Source organism: Kocuria subflava (genome assembly GCF_012163155.1).
In the GTDB taxonomy this organism is placed as follows: Bacteria; Actinomycetota; Actinomycetes; order Actinomycetales; family Micrococcaceae; genus Kocuria; species Kocuria subflava.
Window position 1 is genome coordinate 21,288 of record NZ_JAAVUN010000002.1, and the last position, 17,777, is coordinate 39,064.

Annotated in this window: 16 protein-coding genes; 14 read left to right on the forward strand and 2 right to left on the reverse strand. The window is 63.2% G+C overall.

Annotated elements, in window-relative coordinates; all coding sequences use genetic code 11:
• The first annotated feature begins 217 nt into the window (after positions 1 to 217).
• The 4 genes from nrdH (at position 218) to nrdF (ending at position 4,359) form a co-directional block, all read left to right on the forward strand.
• On the forward strand, positions 218 to 454 hold the full coding sequence (nrdH, locus tag GTW58_RS01645) for a glutaredoxin-like protein NrdH (RefSeq protein WP_047687971.1): 237 nt from the start codon (positions 218 to 220) through the stop codon (positions 452 to 454).
• Between the two features lie 136 nt (positions 455 to 590).
• Positions 591 to 1,085 carry a class Ib ribonucleoside-diphosphate reductase assembly flavoprotein NrdI gene (gene nrdI, locus GTW58_RS01650; RefSeq protein WP_047687969.1) on the forward strand — a complete coding sequence of 165 codons (495 nt, stop codon included), beginning with the start codon at positions 591 to 593 and terminating at the stop codon, positions 1,083 to 1,085.
• Positions 1,086 to 1,159: 74 nt separating this feature from the next.
• The gene (gene nrdE / locus GTW58_RS01655; protein ID WP_119932481.1) at positions 1,160 to 3,265 is read left to right on the forward strand and encodes a class 1b ribonucleoside-diphosphate reductase subunit alpha; all 2,106 of its coding nucleotides are present in this window, start codon (positions 1,160 to 1,162) and stop codon (positions 3,263 to 3,265) included.
• 116 nt (positions 3,266 to 3,381) lie between these two features.
• Entirely contained in the window at positions 3,382 to 4,359 is a 978-nt protein-coding gene (gene nrdF, locus GTW58_RS01660; RefSeq protein WP_119932480.1) for a class 1b ribonucleoside-diphosphate reductase subunit beta, read from the forward strand.
• Positions 4,360 to 4,432: 73 nt separating this feature from the next.
• Here nrdF and GTW58_RS01665 read toward each other — a convergent pair whose 3' ends face one another.
• Positions 4,433 to 5,548 carry an NAD(P)/FAD-dependent oxidoreductase gene (locus tag GTW58_RS01665; RefSeq protein WP_119932458.1) on the reverse strand — a complete coding sequence of 372 codons (1,116 nt, stop codon included), beginning with the start codon at positions 5,546 to 5,548 and terminating at the stop codon, positions 4,433 to 4,435.
• Positions 5,549 to 5,824: 276 nt separating this feature from the next.
• On the opposite strand from GTW58_RS01665, the gene GTW58_RS01670 reads away from it, so the two are divergent.
• The 10 genes from GTW58_RS01670 (at position 5,825) to GTW58_RS01710 (ending at position 15,472) form a co-directional block, all read left to right on the forward strand.
• Entirely contained in the window at positions 5,825 to 7,177 is a 1,353-nt protein-coding gene (locus GTW58_RS01670) for a hypothetical protein (RefSeq protein WP_119932457.1), read from the forward strand.
• 50 nt (positions 7,178 to 7,227) lie between these two features.
• On the forward strand, positions 7,228 to 7,818 hold the full coding sequence (locus tag GTW58_RS01675; RefSeq protein WP_119932456.1) for a nucleosidase: 591 nt from the start codon (positions 7,228 to 7,230) through the stop codon (positions 7,816 to 7,818).
• On the forward strand, positions 7,815 to 8,543 hold the full coding sequence (locus GTW58_RS01680; protein WP_119932455.1) for a lipoate--protein ligase family protein: 729 nt from the start codon (positions 7,815 to 7,817) through the stop codon (positions 8,541 to 8,543). Before GTW58_RS01675 ends, GTW58_RS01680 begins: the two co-directional genes overlap by 4 nt.
• Positions 8,543 to 9,364, forward strand: a complete 822-nt coding sequence (locus GTW58_RS01685) for an SOS response-associated peptidase (protein WP_119932454.1) — start codon at positions 8,543 to 8,545, stop codon at positions 9,362 to 9,364. Before GTW58_RS01680 ends, GTW58_RS01685 begins: the two co-directional genes overlap by 1 nt.
• A 102-nt stretch (positions 9,365 to 9,466) precedes the next feature.
• Positions 9,467 to 10,132, forward strand: coding sequence for a GntR family transcriptional regulator (locus tag GTW58_RS01690; protein ID WP_209436261.1), 666 nt, complete (start codon positions 9,467 to 9,469; stop codon positions 10,130 to 10,132).
• Between the two features lie 127 nt (positions 10,133 to 10,259).
• The gene (locus tag GTW58_RS14475; RefSeq protein ID WP_232817969.1) at positions 10,260 to 11,015 is read left to right on the forward strand and encodes an MFS transporter; all 756 of its coding nucleotides are present in this window, start codon (positions 10,260 to 10,262) and stop codon (positions 11,013 to 11,015) included.
• A 33-nt stretch (positions 11,016 to 11,048) separates the two neighbouring features.
• On the forward strand, positions 11,049 to 11,621 hold the full coding sequence (locus GTW58_RS14480) for an MFS transporter (RefSeq protein WP_232817968.1): 573 nt from the start codon (positions 11,049 to 11,051) through the stop codon (positions 11,619 to 11,621).
• The gene (locus tag GTW58_RS01700; RefSeq protein ID WP_119932452.1) at positions 11,621 to 12,571 is read left to right on the forward strand and encodes an ornithine cyclodeaminase family protein; all 951 of its coding nucleotides are present in this window, start codon (positions 11,621 to 11,623) and stop codon (positions 12,569 to 12,571) included. The genes GTW58_RS14480 and GTW58_RS01700 overlap by 1 nt, the downstream gene beginning before the upstream one ends.
• Positions 12,572 to 12,699: 128 nt before the next feature.
• Entirely contained in the window at positions 12,700 to 14,898 is a 2,199-nt protein-coding gene (gene thrS, locus GTW58_RS01705) for a threonine--tRNA ligase (protein ID WP_119932451.1), read from the forward strand.
• A gap of 7 nt (positions 14,899 to 14,905) precedes the next feature.
• The gene (locus GTW58_RS01710; protein ID WP_119932450.1) at positions 14,906 to 15,472 is read left to right on the forward strand and encodes an HIT family protein; all 567 of its coding nucleotides are present in this window, start codon (positions 14,906 to 14,908) and stop codon (positions 15,470 to 15,472) included.
• Between the two features lie 106 nt (positions 15,473 to 15,578).
• Here the strand turns inward: GTW58_RS01710 and GTW58_RS14960 are convergent, their stop codons facing one another.
• On the reverse strand, positions 15,579 to 17,621 hold the full coding sequence (locus GTW58_RS14960) for a M3 family metallopeptidase (protein WP_119932449.1): 2,043 nt from the start codon (positions 17,619 to 17,621) through the stop codon (positions 15,579 to 15,581).
• Positions 17,622 to 17,777: the final 156 nt, after the last annotated feature.

The window sequence follows — 17,777 nt, forward strand, 5'->3', positions numbered from 1 at the left end:
GGGGATGAGGTGAGGACAACCACTCGCGGTGCCTGACACGACATCTTGGGGTTGCAGGCAGCACCGAACACTAGATGTAGTATCGATGCTCAGCACAGGAGAGAGGTCCACCCAGCGGACCGGTCCGCGTCATCCACGGGATGGAGACGCACGTACTTCCCCGGCCGGCTTCTCCCCACCGCCATACAGACCACCCCCACAGGAAGGGACTCTTGACATGTCCGTGACCGTCTACTCCAAGCCCTCCTGCGTCCAGTGCAACGCCACCTACCGTGCACTCAAGAAGAGTGACATCGACTACACCGTCATTGATGTCACCGAGGACCAGGACGCCTACAACCGTGTGGTGGCCATGGGCTACCAGCAGGTGCCCGTCGTGGTCGCCGGTGAGGACCACTGGTCCGGTTTCCGCCCGGACAAGATTTCCTCACTGCGCGTTCGCCGCTCCGCTTGAGGTTGTGCGGCTGGTGCCCGGGCTTTCGGACACCAGCCGTCGCACCGAAGGCGTGTGTGGTCAGACCCAGGCCGCGTCTCACAGACGGTCCCAGGAATCTCCACAACCATCCCAGCGTCAACGGAAGTGATCTGCCATGTCGGCCTTGTCCGCACTCCTGGAAGCTGCCCGCCACCGCGAGCACCAACCAGACAGGGACCCAGGCAACGGTGAACAGCTTCCGGACGGAGCCACCGACCCCGTCGTCGTCTATTTCTCCTCCGTCTCCGGCAACACGCACCGGTTCATGGAGAAACTGTGGGCCCGCAAGGTCCGGCTCCCACTGCACACCTCCCATGAACCCCCCGTCATGGAGGAGCCCTACGTGCTGGCCGTGCCCACCTATGGGCGGCCCGAAGGTTCCGGAGCAGTGCCACCCCAGGTGGTGAAGTTCCTGAACGTGGAAGCCAACCGCGCCCTGATGCGGGGTGTGCTGGGGGCAGGAAACACCAACTTCGGCGACAAATTCTGTATCGCCGCAGACAAGATCTCCGCCAAGTGCGGGGTGCCCGTGCTCTACAAGTTCGAGTTGATGGGCACCCAAGAAGATGTGAACAAAGTGAACGAAGGACTGATGAAACTGTGGCAGTGACCACCCACACCTTACACGTCGGCATTGCCGAGTCCGGGCACGACGACCCCTCCGTTCCGGAGAAGTTCCGGGGCATGGGCTACCACGAACTCAACGCAGTCCTGAACCTCTACGACGCCGACGGCAACATTCAGTTCGAAGCCGACCGGCAGGCTGCCCGCCAATACTTCCTGCAGCACGTCAACGAGAACACCGTGTTCTTCCATGACCTGGAGGAAAAGCTGAAGTACCTGGTGGACCACCAGTACTACGAGCCCGCGGTGCTGGACCAGTACTCCTTCGAGTTCATCAAGAAGCTCTCCAAGCAGGCCTACGCCCACAAGTTCCGCTTCCAGACCTTCCTGGGAGCCTTCAAGTTCTACACCTCCTACACGCTCAAGACTTTCGACGGACGCCGTTACCTGGAGCGTTTTGAGGACCGTGTGGTCATGGTCTCCCTGTACCTGGCCGACGGTGACCAGCAGTTGGCTGAGAAGCTGGTGGAGGAGATCATCACCGGTCGTTTCCAGCCGGCCACCCCCACGTTCTTGAACGCCGGCAAGAAGCAGCGCGGTGAAATGGTTTCCTGCTTCCTGCTGCGCATGGAAGACAACATGGAGTCCATCGGACGTTCCATCAACTCCGCCCTGCAGTTGTCCAAGCGCGGCGGCGGCGTGGCCTTTGCCCTGACCAACCTGCGTGAATCCGGGGCTCCGATCAAGAAGATCGAGAACCAGTCCTCCGGCGTCATCCCGGTCATGAAGCTGCTGGAGGACTCCTTCTCCTACGCCAACCAGCTGGGTGCCCGCCAGGGAGCCGGCGCGGTCTACCTGCACGCCCACCACCCGGACATCTACAAGTTCCTGGACACCAAGCGGGAGAACGCGGATGAGAAGATCCGCATCAAGACCCTCTCCCTGGGTGTTGTCATCCCGGACATCACGTTCGAGCTGGCCAAGAAGAACCAGGACATGTACCTGTTCTCCCCGTACGACGTCGAACGCATCTACGGCATGCCCTTCTCCGACATCAACGTCACGGAGAAGTACCACGAGATGGTCAACGACGCCCGGATCTCCAAGACCAAGATCAACGCGCGTGAGTTCTTCCAGACCATTGCCGAGGTCCAGTTCGAATCCGGGTACCCGTACGTCATGTTCGAGGACACCGTGAACAAGGCCAACCCCATTGAGGGCAAGGTCATCATGTCCAACCTGTGCTCCGAGATCCTCCAGGTATCCGAGCCTTCCGTGTACGACGCCGACCTCGGATACTCCACGGTGGGCAAGGACATCTCCTGCAACCTGGGCTCCTTGAACATCGCCCTGAGCATGGATTCCCCGGACTTCGGGCTGACCGTGGAGACCGCCATTCGTGGTCTGACGGCAGTCTCTGACAAGTCCGAGATCGAATCCGTGCCCTCCATCCAGCGTGGCAACTCCATGTCCCACGCCGTGGGCCTGGGCCAGATGAACCTGCACGGTTACCTGGGCCGCGAACACATCCACTACGGGTCTGAGGAAGGTGTTGATTTCACCAACATCTACTTCTACACCGTGGTGTTCCACGCAGTGCGCGCTTCCATGCTGATCGCCAAGGAACGCGGCGAGACGTTTGTGAACTTTGAGAACTCGGACTACGCCAACGGGTCTTACTTTGACAAGTACACGGACCAGACTTGGCTGCCGGCCACGGACACTGTGCGGAAGATCTTTGCCCGCGCCGGTGTGCACATCCCCACCCAGGACGACTGGCGTGAACTCAAAGCCCAGGTGGCCGAGCACGGCATGTACAACCAGAACCTGCAGGCCGTGCCGCCCACAGGCTCCATCTCCTACATCAACAACTCCACCTCCTCCATCCACCCGATCGCTTCGGCCATCGAGATCCGCAAGGAAGGCAAGCTGGGGCGCGTCTACTACCCGGCTCCGCACATGGACATGGAGAACCTGGAGTACTTCCAGGACGCGTACGAGATCGGCTACGAGAAGATCATCGACACCTACGCTGCTGCCACCCAGCACGTGGACCAGGGCCTGTCCTTGACGCTGTTCTTCAAGGACACCGCCACCACGCGTGACATCAACAAGGCGCAGATCTACGCGTGGCGCAAGGGCATCAAGACGATGTACTACTCGCGGATCCGCCAGCTCGCACTGGAAGGCACCGAGGTCGAGGGCTGCGTGTCCTGCATGCTGTGATCAGCCACGTATCCGCCGAGCGTTGAGTTGTTCCGCCCATCAGCTGTGATGGGCGGAACAACTCGCCGTTCGGCAACACACCAACATCAGCCGAGCAAGGAGAAACCCCCGCGATGATGAGCGAGAAGGTGGAGCTGCTCCACCACAACGTGGAAGCCATCAACTGGAACCGCATCCAGGACCCCAAGGATGACGAGGTTTGGGACCGGTTGACCGCCAACTTCTGGCTGCCGGAAAAGGTGCCGCTGTCCAACGACGTCCAGTCCTGGAACACGCTCACGGATGAGGAAAAGGACCTCACCATGAAGGTGTTCACCGGCCTGACCCTGCTGGACACCATCCAGGGAACCGTGGGTGCCGTCTCTTTGATCCCGGATGCCGTGACCCTCCACGAGGAAGCGGTTTACACCAACATCGCCTTTATGGAGTCGGTGCACGCCAAGTCCTACTCCTCGATCTTCTCCACCTTGGCTTCCACCAAGATGATCGATGAAGCCTTCCGCTGGTCACGGGAGAACGAGTACCTGCAGCGCAAGGCAGACATTGTTCTGGAGCGTTACGTGGGGGATGACCCCCTGAAGAAGAAGGTGGCCTCCACGCTGCTGGAGTCCTTCCTGTTCTACTCCGGGTTCTACCTGCCCATGCACTTCTCCTCCAAGGCCAAGCTGACCAACACCGCGGATATCATCCGGTTGATCATCCGTGACGAAGCTGTGCACGGTTACTACATCGGCTACAAGTTCCAGAAGGGCCTGGAGAAGGAAACCCAGGAACGCCGTGACGAGCTCAAGGACTTCACCTACGACCTCCTGGACGAGCTCTACGAGAACGAGATCGCCTACACCGAATCTCTCTATGACGGCGTGGGCTGGACCGAAGAGGTCAAGAAGTTCCTGCACTACAACGCCAACAAGGCGCTGAACAACCTGGGCTACGAGGCGCTGTTCCCCAAGGAGATGACCGACGTTTCCCCGGCGATCCTCTCCGCCCTGTCCCCGAACGCGGACGAGAACCACGACTTCTTCTCCGGGTCCGGTTCCTCCTACGTGATCGGCAAGGCCGTGAACACCGACGACGAGGACTGGGACTTCTAAGCCCGCTTCCAGACCGAGGTTTCTGCCCGAGAGACTCGCGCTCGGCGGGCAGAAACCTCGGTCTGGGCTGGGGTCAACGTTGGTGGAAGCGAGTTGGGGAGAGGGCCTGGGCTGTTTCCACTGAGCACCACGTCCCGATCAGATCCTCCAACAGCAGATCGGCTGCTGCCCTTGCCAGTGCTGTGCTGGTCTGGAAGCCGTAACCGGACTGCCCGGCCAGCCACAAGAACCCGGCCAGCTCGGGATCGAACCCACAGACCGGCACACCATCCGGTGCTGCAGTGCGTTGCCCGGTCCAGGAGCGCACGATCTCCGTGATGCGCAGGGAGGTCACCGCGTTGATCTCCTCCACCAGGGCCTGCATCTGTCCCGGATGCGGTTGGGAGTCGCAGGGATCTTGGGGTTCGGCCTCACCGGAGGAAATCAAGGCACCCACCGGATCTGCTCGGTAGTACCAACCTCCATCGGCCGTCACCACCACAGGGTGATCCGCAGCAAGCGGCTGTTCCAGGGAGACCAAGGCGGCGGTACGCCGCAACGGCTGCAACCCCAAGGGCTCAGCACCAAAGAGCTGGGAAACTTCATCGGCCCAGGCCCCGGCCGCATTGACCACCAGGGGGCTGCGCAGTTCATTTGAGCCGGCCGTGATCTCCCAGGCGTCGTCGTCGTAGGTTGCTGCGGTGACTGGCGCATCAGTGAGGATCTGGACGCCTGCCTCCGTGGCGATCCTGCGGTGCCACTCCAACAATGAGGAGGCATCCAGGCGTACGGCGTCGTCCTCGAACAGGCCGCCAACCAGTGCCTCCGGGTGCATGGGGGAGAGCTCCGGGCAGAGCTCGATCACGGCATCGCGGGAGATTCGGGTGGAGTAAAACGTGCTCTCGGCCGCCAATTGCGCCTTGGAGCCCACCACCACCGTGGGGCATGGCCAGATCACGGGTTCCTCCAGATCCTCCAATCCCTTGGCAAGTTGCGCCACGGTGCGCTCCGTCAGTTCTCGGACCGGCGGTGGCCCGTAAGCGGGGCTCAGGTGTTGGGCGGACCTGCTGGAGGTGTGGTGAGCCAGGGTGGATTCAGCCTCCACCAGAATGATTCGGTGACCGGTGGATCGACGGCGGGTGAGCTCGGAGATCAGGGAGAGTCCCGAGATGCCACCGCCGATCACCACAATCTGTGCGTCTATACGCATACTCCAATCCTCACATACGCACCGTAGTGAACCTGTAGACGCGTGTTGGGGGACGGAAGAGTCGTCACTCGGCGTGTTATCGCCACTTGTCGCAACGATGACAGGGATTCGTCCACTGCTCGGGGGACGGGTCTATGCAGTGCGAGAAGCGTAGTCAGTGCGGATACTGTGGATGTGTCAGGGTGTGCGCAGTTCTGTTGTCTCCCTGCGTGTTCCTCCACCGGGCCCACCAGCCCCCAGGACACCAAGACCTCTGCCGACGTTCGGATGTAGCCGATGCCCAAGGACACTCCGTACAGCCCTGTGCCCACAGACCTGTACGCCAATCCAGCAGCTCAGTACCACAACCCAGCAGTCCCGTACCACAACCCAGTACTGCATGCAGCCGTGGGTTCCGATCAGACGGCTGCCCCCGTTGACGTCTTCGATGACGACCCCGTCCGATCCCTGCCCGGGCGTCACGCTGCGTCACCGACCGGCAGTTCATCGTCCATGCCCGTGGTGCCTTCTCCGGTGCTGACCTTGGGGTGGGAGCGGCGGCGGAATCTGGTGGCTTTGCGCACGGTCCTGGCCCTGGTGTTTGTGGTCTGTCTGGGACTGGACTTGGGCGGGGTGGCCCCCCAGCGACCCCAGGCGAGTCTGTTGGAGCGCGCTGGAGAATTGGGTTCACCCGCTTTCCTGGGTCAGGTGTCCTTGGGCGCCATGTTTGTCCTGACGGGGATTCTGGTCACCCACTTCTACCTGCGCCGTGCACCCAGGATGGTGTGGGGAAACCTGGTGGCCCAGACCCTGGCCACCCTTGCTTTCACGGTGCTCCCGGGGGTGGTGTTGATTGCGCTGTTCTCTGAGATCGTGGCCGTGTCCACGGTGATCAAAGTGGTGGCGGCCATCCTGCCGGCCTGGGTGCTGGGATGTGTGAGCGTGGCGGTGGTGTTCCGCACCCAGTGGGCAAAGGCCAATGTCACGCGGATAGCCCCGGCGCTGATGGTGGTCTCCATGATTTTGGCCTTTGTGGTGGGCAGCAGTCTGTCCAAGCACGCGCCCGTGGTGGGGACGGCCTTGTGGGCGGATCCCACCTTTTCCTGGGCGCAGGCTGTCATGTGCACCACTCATTTGCTCTCGTGCTTTTTTGCGGGCAGTGCTGTGGTGGCCGTGGGGGACCTGTTGTTACGACGCCGCACCCTCCAACGCTTCCTGCTGCCCGTGATCGGGGTGGTGGTGTTTGTGGTGGCACTTCCCCTGGCTATGGCTGGGCTGGATGTTGGCCCACCGTTCCTGGCCTTGGCTTTGCTGCCTGCGGTCATGGTGCCTGTCCCATCGCTGGTGGCGGGCCGTGACTTGTGGATCGGCCTGGTGCTCTACGGGTGGCCCGTGCACCTGATGTTCATGACACTGGGTGCCACCCAGTGGTCTCCCATGGGCAGCGCTGTTCTGGGAGCCACCTTGGCGTTGGCGCTGGCAGCTGTGTCCTGGCGTTACGTGCAGCGGCCTGTGGCCAAGAGGCTGACTCGCTGTGTACCGCAGTCGCGTTCCCGGACGGCACCGGAACCCGAGGTTGAGCAACAGCCCGAGGGCCAGTCGGCGCGATTCCGCCTGTTGGCTGCGGCCGAAGGGGACAAGCTGGCCTGACCCTGTGGTGCTGTCAGCGGGGGAGCCGGGAGCCTAATACAGTTTCAGCCATGACTGATCTCCTGGTGGTTGCCGCCCATCCTGCGGAAACCACATACCTTCCTGCCGGCACGGACGTGGTGCTCACCGGCATTGGGATGTCCCGGGCCGCAACGCACACCACACGCGCCATCGTGGAACGTGTCCCGGATGCCCGCAACAGGGGCAGGCTGACGGTGGTGAACCTGGGCAGCTGCGGTGGTTTGTGCCCCGGTGCTCACGGCATCTTTGAGCCCTCCCTGGTGATCAACCGGGACATCGACGCCGAATTGATGCGAGCCATGGGCTCCGATCCGCAAGAGAGCATCAACCTCACGGAAATGGGGCAGCCCGGAGACGGCTCAGTGCTTGCCACAGGGGATTCCTTTGTGGCCGGCGGCCCCGTACGTGATGCCCTGGAGCAGCGTGCAGACCTGGTGAACATGGAGGGATTCGCCGTGGCCGTGGCCTGTCGGGAAATGGGAGTGGGTCTGCGCATGGTCAAACACGTTTCCGACGACGCCGGCGAGCAAGCCTTGGACTGGGCCACGCGGGTGGACCAATCTGCACGTGCTCTGGCCGACTGGTGGGAGAACTTTCGGTCCGGGGAGAGCCCGGCATGAAACTGATCCGTCAACGCGAATCCCTGGGTGCGCAACAGGACTACCAGGCCGGGGACAACATCCTGCGGGCCGTGCGATCCGGTGCCGCCGGTCCCGTCCTGCGGATCTACCAGCCGCGTCCCACCGTTGCCTTTGGACGCCGTGACGAGCTGCTTCCAGGTTTTGCCGCCGCTGAACGGGCCGTCCAGCGCGCAGGATTCACCCCGCTGGTACGCAAAGTCGGCGGCAGGGCAGCCGCATATCACCGCGGATGTCTGGTGATCGATCACATTGAACCGGACCCGGATCCCAAGGCCGGAATCCGGGAACGCTACCGACTGTTTGCGGACATGGTGGTTGCTGCCATGGAGGAGTTGGACGTACCTGCAGAGGTGGGGGAGATCCCCGGCGAGTACTGCCCCGGTGAACACAGTGTCCACGCCACGGGGCGCACCATCAGCTCCGCATCAGAAACCATCAAGTTGGCCGGTTCCGCCCAGCGGATCGTTCAGGGAGCCTGGTACTTCTCCACCGTCGTCGTCGTGGAGCAGGCCGAACCCCTGCGGTCGGTGCTGACGGATGTGTACCGGTGTTTGGGACTGCAGTGGAGCCCGTCCACGGCCGGTGCCGTGGAGGACCTGCGACCGGGTACTCGGGTCAGCGACGTCGAGGCCGCGTTGCGAAAGGTTTACGGAATGTATGCACGGCACATGGGGCACGGATCGCTCCAGGAACAGGCCTTCTGATGTGCGGACGATACGTGATTGCACGCTCAGTGGATGACCTGCTGTTCGACGTCGGTGCCGTGGCCGGTCAACCCCTGCAGGACCTGCCCACCGGGGAAGTGCGGGCCAACTGGAACGTGGCTCCCACCAGTGAGGTGCCGATCCTGCTGGAACGCTTGGACGACGACGCCGCTGCCCCCTTGCGCGAACTGCATGTTGCCCGGTGGGGACTGATCCCGGGGTGGGCCAAAGAGGCATCGATCGGAACACGTGCCTTCAACGCCCGCTCCGAAACCGTGGTGGACAAGCCCATGTTCCGCTCAGCCATTCGGCACCGGCGCTGCGCTGTCCCGGCCAACGGGTACTACGAATGGAAAAAACGATTGGATGCCGACGGGCAACCGGTCAAGGCCACCAAGGACCGGCCGGCCAAACAGCCGTACTACGTCCACCCGGCAGACCCTGAGCAGAACATCTGGTTTGCCGGGATCTACGAGTGGTGGCAGGACGTCGATGGCACGTGGGTGCTGTCCTGTTCCATCCTCACTACGGAGGCGCCCTCCACGGATTCGCAGCAGGAGAACCTGGCTGAACTGGGAGAGCTGCACGACCGGCTGCCCATTGCCCTGACGCGCGGCACGCTGGGCGACTGGCTGGACCCCACCCTGGGTGCGGGCAAGGACGCTGAAGCCAAGGAATCGGTCCTGGAACTCGTGGGCAGGGTTCGCCAGGAGGCCACAGAAGCGGCTGCGCCCTGGCAGTTGCGTGCCGTTGGAAGTGGTGTGGGCAACGTCCGCAACAACTCCCCGGAATTGGTGGAGCCCATCCAGGCTCTTTTCTGAGCTTCCGTTTCATCCGGCGCAACGGCGTCGTGGCGCTGAGGACAACACATGCCTGAACTATCTGCTTCCCACGGGAAAAGCCGGCGACCCATGGTGGCCCTGATGGATGGTCCCGCGCCGTCGCTACGGGACCAAGTGGCGGCACAACTGCGCCACGCCCTGATTGCCGGTGACTTTTCCCCAGGTGAGGTCCTCAGTGCCCCCACCCTGGCCGTGGAATTCGGGGTGTCAGCCACCCCTGTGCGTGAAGCCATGCTGGATCTGGCCGCAGAAGGTCATGTCAGTCCCATTCGTTACAAGGGGTGCCGCGTCACCGAGGTCTCTGAGGAGACACGGCGGCAGGTGTTGCAGTTGCGAGCCTTGATTGAAATACCGCTCATGGTGGAGGTGGCAGGTCGGGGCATCTCCGCCGAGCTGGCCAGAGGTTCGGCCGATCTTGCTGAGCAGAGCATTGATGCTGCAGCTGAGGCGGATCTTGTGCGGTTCATCGAATTGGACATGGAACTGCATTTGGGGTTGCTGGCTGCAGCAGGTAACCCGATTGCCGTCCGGCAAGTGCGGTCCCTGCTGGCCATGACGCGGTTGACGGGGCTGAAGGAACTGGAGGCCAAGAATCAGTTGATGGACACTGCACGGGAGCACCACCAGATTGTGCAGGCTGCCCAGTCCCGTGACGCCGAACTCATGGGCCAAGTCATGACCCAGCACCTGGGGCATGTGACCGGGGTGTGGGCGGGGCAGCAGGAGCCTGAGGCCAACCAGAGGTGAGGCCTGGCGGAAGGATTCTTCCTCGCCTTCTGTGGCCAACTGACATTTAACATTGGACTGTGGCAGAGATCACGCTGCGGCGCCTCGGGTGCTCGCTGCCTCACGACTCATCCTCTGGCGGTGTCCCTTGAACTCCGGTCACCCGCCGCATTCCACACCAACCCCGGAACGCGACCATGAAGTCGCTCTGACCGTGGAAGAACAACGCGAAGGCAAAGCCACCACGGTGGGCGCCAAGAAGACGAACGTTCGCGTGCTCTCCGGATCCTTGGCTGGAAGTTCCATCGAGTGGTACGACTTCTGCCTCTACGCCACTGCATCTGCACTGATTTTCAACAAGCAGTTCTTCCCCACGGACGACCCCTACGTCTCCCAGATGCTCTCCTACCTGCCCCTGGCGCTGACGTTCTTCATCCGTCCGTTCGGTGGCATCGTTTTTGCCCACTTCGGGGACCGCGTGGGACGCAAGGTGACCTTGGTGGTGACTCTGTCCATGATGGGCGGTGCCAAGGTTGCCATCGGCCTGCTGCCCACCTACGACCAGGTGGGAATCCTGGCCCCGATCCTGCTGGTGATCTGCCGTATCATCCAGGGCCTGGCCATCGGTGGTGAATGGGGCGGTGCCCTGTTGTTGGCAGCCGGCGCGTTTGCCGTGGTCTCAGCCTTCGGCGAGGACTTCCTGACCGGCATCGGCTGGCGAATCCCGTTCATCGCCTCCATCCTGCTGGTGATCGTGGGCCTGTGGATCCGTGGCGGGCTGGGGGAGACCCCTCACTTCAAGCAAGCCAAGGCCTCCGGGAGCATTCCCAAGATGCCGCTGATCGACACCTTGCGTCACCACTGGCGCGCGGTCCTGGTGGCTGTGGGCGTGAAGGTGGCGTAAACCGCACCCTTCTACATCTTTGCCACCTTTGCGGTGTCCTATGCCACCGGTGTGCTGGGGTACCCCCAGTCCGCTCCGCTCAACGCCGTGATGTCGGACGCCGGTTTGTCCACGGTGTTGATCCCGGTCATGGGTGCGTTGTCGGACCGCGTGGGACGTTGCACCGTCTACTTCACCGGGACGGTGTTGATTGCGCTGTTCGCTTTCCCGTTCTTCATGCTGGTGAACCTGGAACAGACCTGGGCACTGTTTGCCGCCGTCATTATCGGCCTGGGCGTGGTGTGGCCTCCGGTCACCGCAACGCCGGGCACCATGTGCTCGGAGATCTTCTCCGCAGAGGTTCGTTACACGGGTGTGACCCTGGGTTATCAGATCGGCGCCGCACTGGCAGGCGGCACCGCCCCGCTGATCGCCACGTTCTTGCTGGCGGAGTTCAACGGTTCCTGGCAGCCCATCTCTGTTTACCTGCTGCTCACTGCTGCCATTTCCCTGACGGCCATTCTGTTTGCCCCGGCCATCGCCCGGCGGGAAGCTGCCACGGAGGTCACCCCGGTGGCTGCGCAGAACTCCGTTGAGACCTCGAATTCTGCGGAGGTTGACCGCTGATGACCACTGAAGCATCGCAACAGGGCCAGGCCCCGCCGTGGTTCTCCACGGCAGACATCACGGCCGCGGTGTCCCCGGGACGTGCTCGGGAGCTCATTGAAAAGGCCTTGGTGAGCGCCTTTGACCCGGCCACGGATCCCGCCAGGATGCCGGTGCACGCCGGTGACGGGCATCTGCTGATCATGCCGTCGGTCATCGGGGACTGGACCGGCACCATGGTGGCCTCGGTGTCTCCTGGCAACCCTGAGAGGGGGCTGCCCAGAATCCAGGCCACCTACGTTCTCATGGACACCCAGACCTTGACCCCACGGGCATTGATGCACGGTGATGGTCTGACGTCATTGCGAACGCCTGCCGTGTCAGCAGTGGCTGCCGATCACCTGGCGCACGCACGGACCGCCAAGCTGGTGGTCTTTGGCACCGGTCCCCAGGCACTGGGGCATCTGGAGGCTTTTGCGGCCATCAGGCAGTTCCAGGACGTGGTGGTGGTGGGACGCCAACCGGAGTCGGTGCAAGCAGCAGTGGCATTCGCCCTGGATTTGGAGATGCCTGCCCGTGCGGGGCAGCCGGAGGATGTCACCGATGCCGACGTGATCGTGTGCGCTACCTCCTCGCCCACACCACTCTTTGACGGGACTCTGGTCAAGGACGCCGCTTGCGTGGTGGCCATGGGCTCGCACGAACCCGAGCGCCGCGAGTTGGACGCCGCCCTGATGGGACGCGCCCAGGTGGTGGTTGAAGACACGGTCACCGCCTTGCGAGAAGCAGGGGACGTGGTGCTGGCCATCAACGACGGCACCGTGAACCGCCAAGGCCTGGTGAACCTGGTGGATGTGGTCAACCACCGAGTGGAGGTTGATTTCACCCGTCCGCGGGTCTTCAAGGGAGTCGGCATGAGCTGGCAGGACTTGGCTGCGGCAGGCGGCGTGTTCCAGGCGTCGTCGTCGTGAAGTGACCGGTGATCTATCGGTCCCCACCCCGGCACCCGTGAGGTGCGGGGGCGGGGACCGGTAAGATCGCCTGAGTCGAGCGCGGCCCCGGTACGGCCGTGCCCCAACCACGGAAAGGCAAGAACTCCATGAGTGACCAGGTCCCGGAAAACGGCCCCCAGATTTCGGTGGTGGTGGACGGTGAAACCCGTCAGATCACTGCAGGCACCACCGCAGCCCAGCTCTACACGGACAACCGTGACGTTGTGGTGGCCCACATCAACGGAACCCTGAAGGACCTTTCCACCACCCTCAACGACGCCGACACCGTCACCCAGGTGCTCATCTCCGATCCCGAGGGCCTGGAGGTGCTGCGTCACTCCACCGCACACGTCATGGCCCAAGCGGTCCAGGAACTCAAGCAGGAGGCCAAACTGGGAATCGGGCCGTACATCCGCGACGGCTTCTACTTCGATTTTGACGTCAACGACGCTTTCACGCCTGAAGACCTCAATGCGATCGAAAAGCGGATGCAGAAGATCATCAACACCACCCAGTCGTTCCGTCGTCGGGAAGTCACTCACGACCAGGCCGTGGAAGAGATGGCCGATGAGCCCTACAAGCTCGAGTTGATCGGTTTGGCCCACGGACCGGGCTCAGGTGCTGAGGGTGCCTCCGTGGAAACCGCAGCCGAAGGTGCCTCCCAGGAGGTCGGTGCCGGTGAGCTGAGCATCTACGACAACGTGGACCGCAAATCCGGCGAGATCATCTGGCGGGATCTGTGCCGCGGCCCGCACCTGCCCAACACCAAGCTGATCGGCAACGGGTTTGCCCTGATGCGCTCGGCTGCCGCCTATTGGCGCGGTTCGGAGAAGAACAAGCAGCTGCAGCGCATCTACGGCACGGCCTGGCCCACCAAGGACGAACTCAAGGCCTACAAGGACCGCCTGGCGGAGGCTGAACGGCGTGATCACCGCCGTCTGGGCAATGAACTGGACCTGTTCTCCTTCCCGGATGACATCGGCTCCGGACTGGCTGTGTTCCACCCCCGCGGTGGCTTGATTCGCATGGAGATGGAAAACCTCTCCCGTGAGCAGCACCTCAAGGCCGGGTACTCCTTTGTGAACACCCCGCACATCACCAAGTCCACCTTGTTCGAACGCTCAGGCCACCTGGGGTTCTACAAGGACGGCATGTACCCACCCATGCACATGGACCAGGAGGAGGACACCGCCGGGAACATCACCAAACAGGGCGCGGACTACTACCTCAAGCCCATGAACTGCCCCATGCACAACCTGGTATTCAATTCCAGGGGTCGGTCCTACCGGGAACTTCCGCTGCGGATCTTTGAGTTCGGCACCGTGTACCGCAACGAGAAGTCCGGTGTGGTCCACGGCCTCACCCGTGCTCGCGGATTCACGCAGGATGATGCCCACATCTACTGCACCCGCGAGCAGATGAAGGATGAGCTGGCCCGCACCCTGCAGTTCGTCCTGGACCTGTTGACCGCCTACGGGTTGGAGGACTTCTACCTGGAGCTCTCCACACGGGACCCGGAGAAGTCGATCGGTGATGACCAGACCTGGGAGGCGGCCACCCGCACCTTGGAGGAGGTGGCCACCGAATCCGGTCTGGAACTGGTCCCGGACCCGGAGGGTGCTGCCTTCTACGGCCCCAAGATCTCCGTGCAGGCACGCGATGCTATTGGCCGGACCTGGCAGATGTCCACCATCCAGTTGGACTTCTTCATGCCCGAGCGGTTTGAAATCGAATACACCGCCGCCGACGGCACCCGTCAGCGCCCGGTGATGATCCACCGTGCGTTGTTCGGTTCCATCGAGCGGTTCTTCGGTGTGCTCACCGAACACTACGCGGGGGCGTTCCCTGCCTGGTTGTCCCCGGAGCAGGTCCGTGCCATCCCCGTGGCGGATGCTTTCGACGACTACCTGGGCGACGTCGTCGAACGCCTGCGCACGGCAGGGGTGCGGGCAGAACTGGATGCCTCCTCGGACCGGTTCCCCAAGAAGATCCGCACGGCCTCCAAGGACAAGGTGCCGTTTGTGCTGATCGCCGGTGGCGACGACGCCGAGGCCGGTGCCGTCTCCTTCCGCTACCGCGACGGCTCCCAGGAGAACGGCGTGCCGGTGGAGGAGGCGATCGCCCGGATCACGGCTCACGTGAACAACCGCGTGAACGTGGACCCGCGCCCCTCCGCGGTGGCCCAGGAGGAGGACGCGATGTGGGAGTCCCCAGGCGTTGACCCGGAGGCCGGGGGTGCGGCCGGGGAATCGGATGCGCTGAGCACGGGCGGGGAGTCCGGCCAGGACCAGAGCGCACAGGGCTGAGGCACTGATGAGTGAGCAGCAGGCACCCCACCACTGGATTCGACAGGACGACTTCCAGCTGGCTGGGGTGCCTGACGCCTTTCAGCGGCTGTGGACCCCGCACCGATTGGCCTACGTCCGCGGGGAGGACACCTCCGTTCGCACACGCCCCGGGTGCCCGTTCTGCACGGGCCCGGACTACGACGACGCCGAGTCGCTGATCATCCACCGTGGAGAACACTGTTTTGTGATCCAGAACTTGTTCCCCTACAACCCCGGTCATCTGCTGGTGTGCCCGTACCGACACGTGGCGGACCTTGAAGACCTGACCCTTGAGGAACTTGTGGAACTCATGGAACTGACCCGCGATTCAGTGATTGCCATCCGTGCAGCTGCTTCTCCTGATGCGTTCAACACCGGTTTGAACCTGGGTGAGGCAGCAGGGGGTTCCCTTGCTGCGCACTTACACATGCATGTGGTGCCGCGCTGGGGTGGGGACGCCAACTTCATGCCGGTGACCGCAGGGACCAAAGCCATGATGGACACCCTGGGTTCCACGTGGGAGCTGACACGGGCCGCCTGGCCCAAGCGCTGACCCCGTCCCGGCCCCGCCCGCACCCCCTCCGCCGAGTAGGCCTTTTGATCGCTGCTGACCCACTCAGGGGCGATCAAAAGGCCTACTCGGCGGGAGAGGGAAAGGGTCAGGAGAGCAGGCCGCGGCGCTGCAACAAAGGCTGCATGTCCGGGTCCCCGCCCAGCAGCTCACGGACCCCGTCCATGGGATCGGCCTCGTTGCCGCGAGAGAGAATGGTGCTGGCGAACCGGTCACCGGTGCTGCGGCTGAGCCCACCGTTGGTGTTGAACCACTCCACGGCGGCGGCATCGATGATCTCCGACCACAGGTAGGAGTAGTACCCGGCCGCATAACCCCCGGCAAAGATGTGCTTGAACGTGGCGGAGGTGTAGCGGGGGTCCACGCCGTCCACATCCAGCCCGGCAGTGGTCATGGCGTCCTGGTCAAAGGTCTCCAGATCCGGTGCGGGATCTGTGTGGGTGCGCTCATGCCATGCCAGGTCAATGGCGGTGGCAGCCAGGTACTCCACGGTGGCAAAGCCCTGACCCTGGGTGTCCGCCTCCCGCAGCCGGTCCGCGATCTCCTCCGGCAACTGTTCACCCGTGCGGTGGTGCCGGGCGTAGCGGGGCAGGACGTCTGGGTGCAGGACCCACATCTCGTAGACCTGGGAGGGGAATTCCACCACGTCGCGGGCCACCTTGGTGCCGGCAAAGGAGGGGAAGTGGACGTCTGAAAGCAGCCCGTGCAACACGTGCCCGAACTCGTGGAACAGGGTGGTCACCTCTGCCACGGTCAACAGCTTGGGCTGTCCCGGTTGCGGGGAAACAAAGTTGGTGTTCACCGTGATCACGGGTTTTTGCGCCCCCAGGTGGTTCTGATGCACCAGGGTCCCCATCCAGGCGCCACCTGATTTGGTGGGGCGGGTCCACCAGTCAGCCACCATCAGGCCGAGCGTTTCGCCGGTCTCAGCACGTTGGCATTCGTAGACCTCCACCTCGGGGAGGTACCCCTTGAGGTCCCGGCGCTTGGTGAACTCCAGCCCGAACAGCTCCCGGGCGGTGTGGAACAGGCCGTCCTCCACCACGGCGTAAAGCTCAAGGTAGTCCCGGACGTCCAAGGTGGTCTCCGGTGAGTCACTGGCCGTGCGTTCAGCCAGGAAAGGCCAGTCCCAGGCCGCCAGGGGCTCGTCCTGGAGCTCTTGCAGGGCCTCACGTTCTGCCACGGCATTGCGCACTGCGGGTTCGGCCACCTGAGCCAGCATGTCCTGGACATTGGACGGTGAACCAGCTGCAGCTTGGGACATCACTAGGTCGTCATGGCTGGTGTAGCCCAGCAGGTGCGCTTGTTCTGCCCTGAGCTCGGCCACCTCGGCAGCAATCGGACGCAGGTCCACGGTGGATCGCGTGGGCAAGGGGCCTGTGGCACCGTCCGGACCGCGGCCGCGGTCCATGGCCGCTTGGTGGATCTCCTGGCGCAGGGCCCGGTCGTGCAACTCCCGCAACACCGGTTGGGTGGTGAAGGCAGCCAGTGACAAGAGGTGTCCGTCCGAGTGTCCCGCGTCCTCAGCTGCACGCTTGGCAGCATTGATGGCAGCCTCACTGAGCCCCTTCAACCGCGCACGATCCGTGACGTGCACGGACGCCCGTTCGTTCTCCCGCACCAGTTGGGTGCTGTAGCGAATGCTCAGCGCGGAGAGGCGATCATTGATCTCCCGCAAGCGGGTCTGGTCCGCTTCTTCCAACAGGACACCGGAGCGCTCGAACCACCGCGTGTACTCAGCCAGCACGCGTTGCTCGGTGGGGCTCAGCCCGTCAGGGGAGACCGCCACCACACGGTCGTAGAGATCCCGGTTCATGGTTACGTCCGCGCGGTGTTGGGACAGCCGCGGAGCCATCTGCTCATAGAGCTCCTGCATGTCGTCCGTGAGGTGTGAGGAGGTCAGGGTGAAGAACACGGACTCCACCCGGTCCAGGAACAGTCCTTCACGTTCCAGCACCTCCAGTGTGTCGGCCAGCGTGGGGGGCTCCTGGCACTCCACCACGGTTTTCACCGCGGCAAGGTCGGCAGCCATGGCGGCCTCAAAGGCCTCCGGGAAGTGCTGGGGCTGGATTGCGGCAAAATCCGGCAGCTCACACGGCAGGGTGCTGGGGGTCAACAGCGGATTGGTCACGAAGGACGGCTTCCTTCCAAGTCTCCGGTCGCTTCCGCAGATGATGTGTGTCCAGGGTGCCTGGCACCTGCGGGAGTGGTCGCGGGCGCAAACGACCACTGGCCATCCTAGGTGTGATCCCCGTCCACCCCACACGCGGGCCTGCCGGAACAGGAC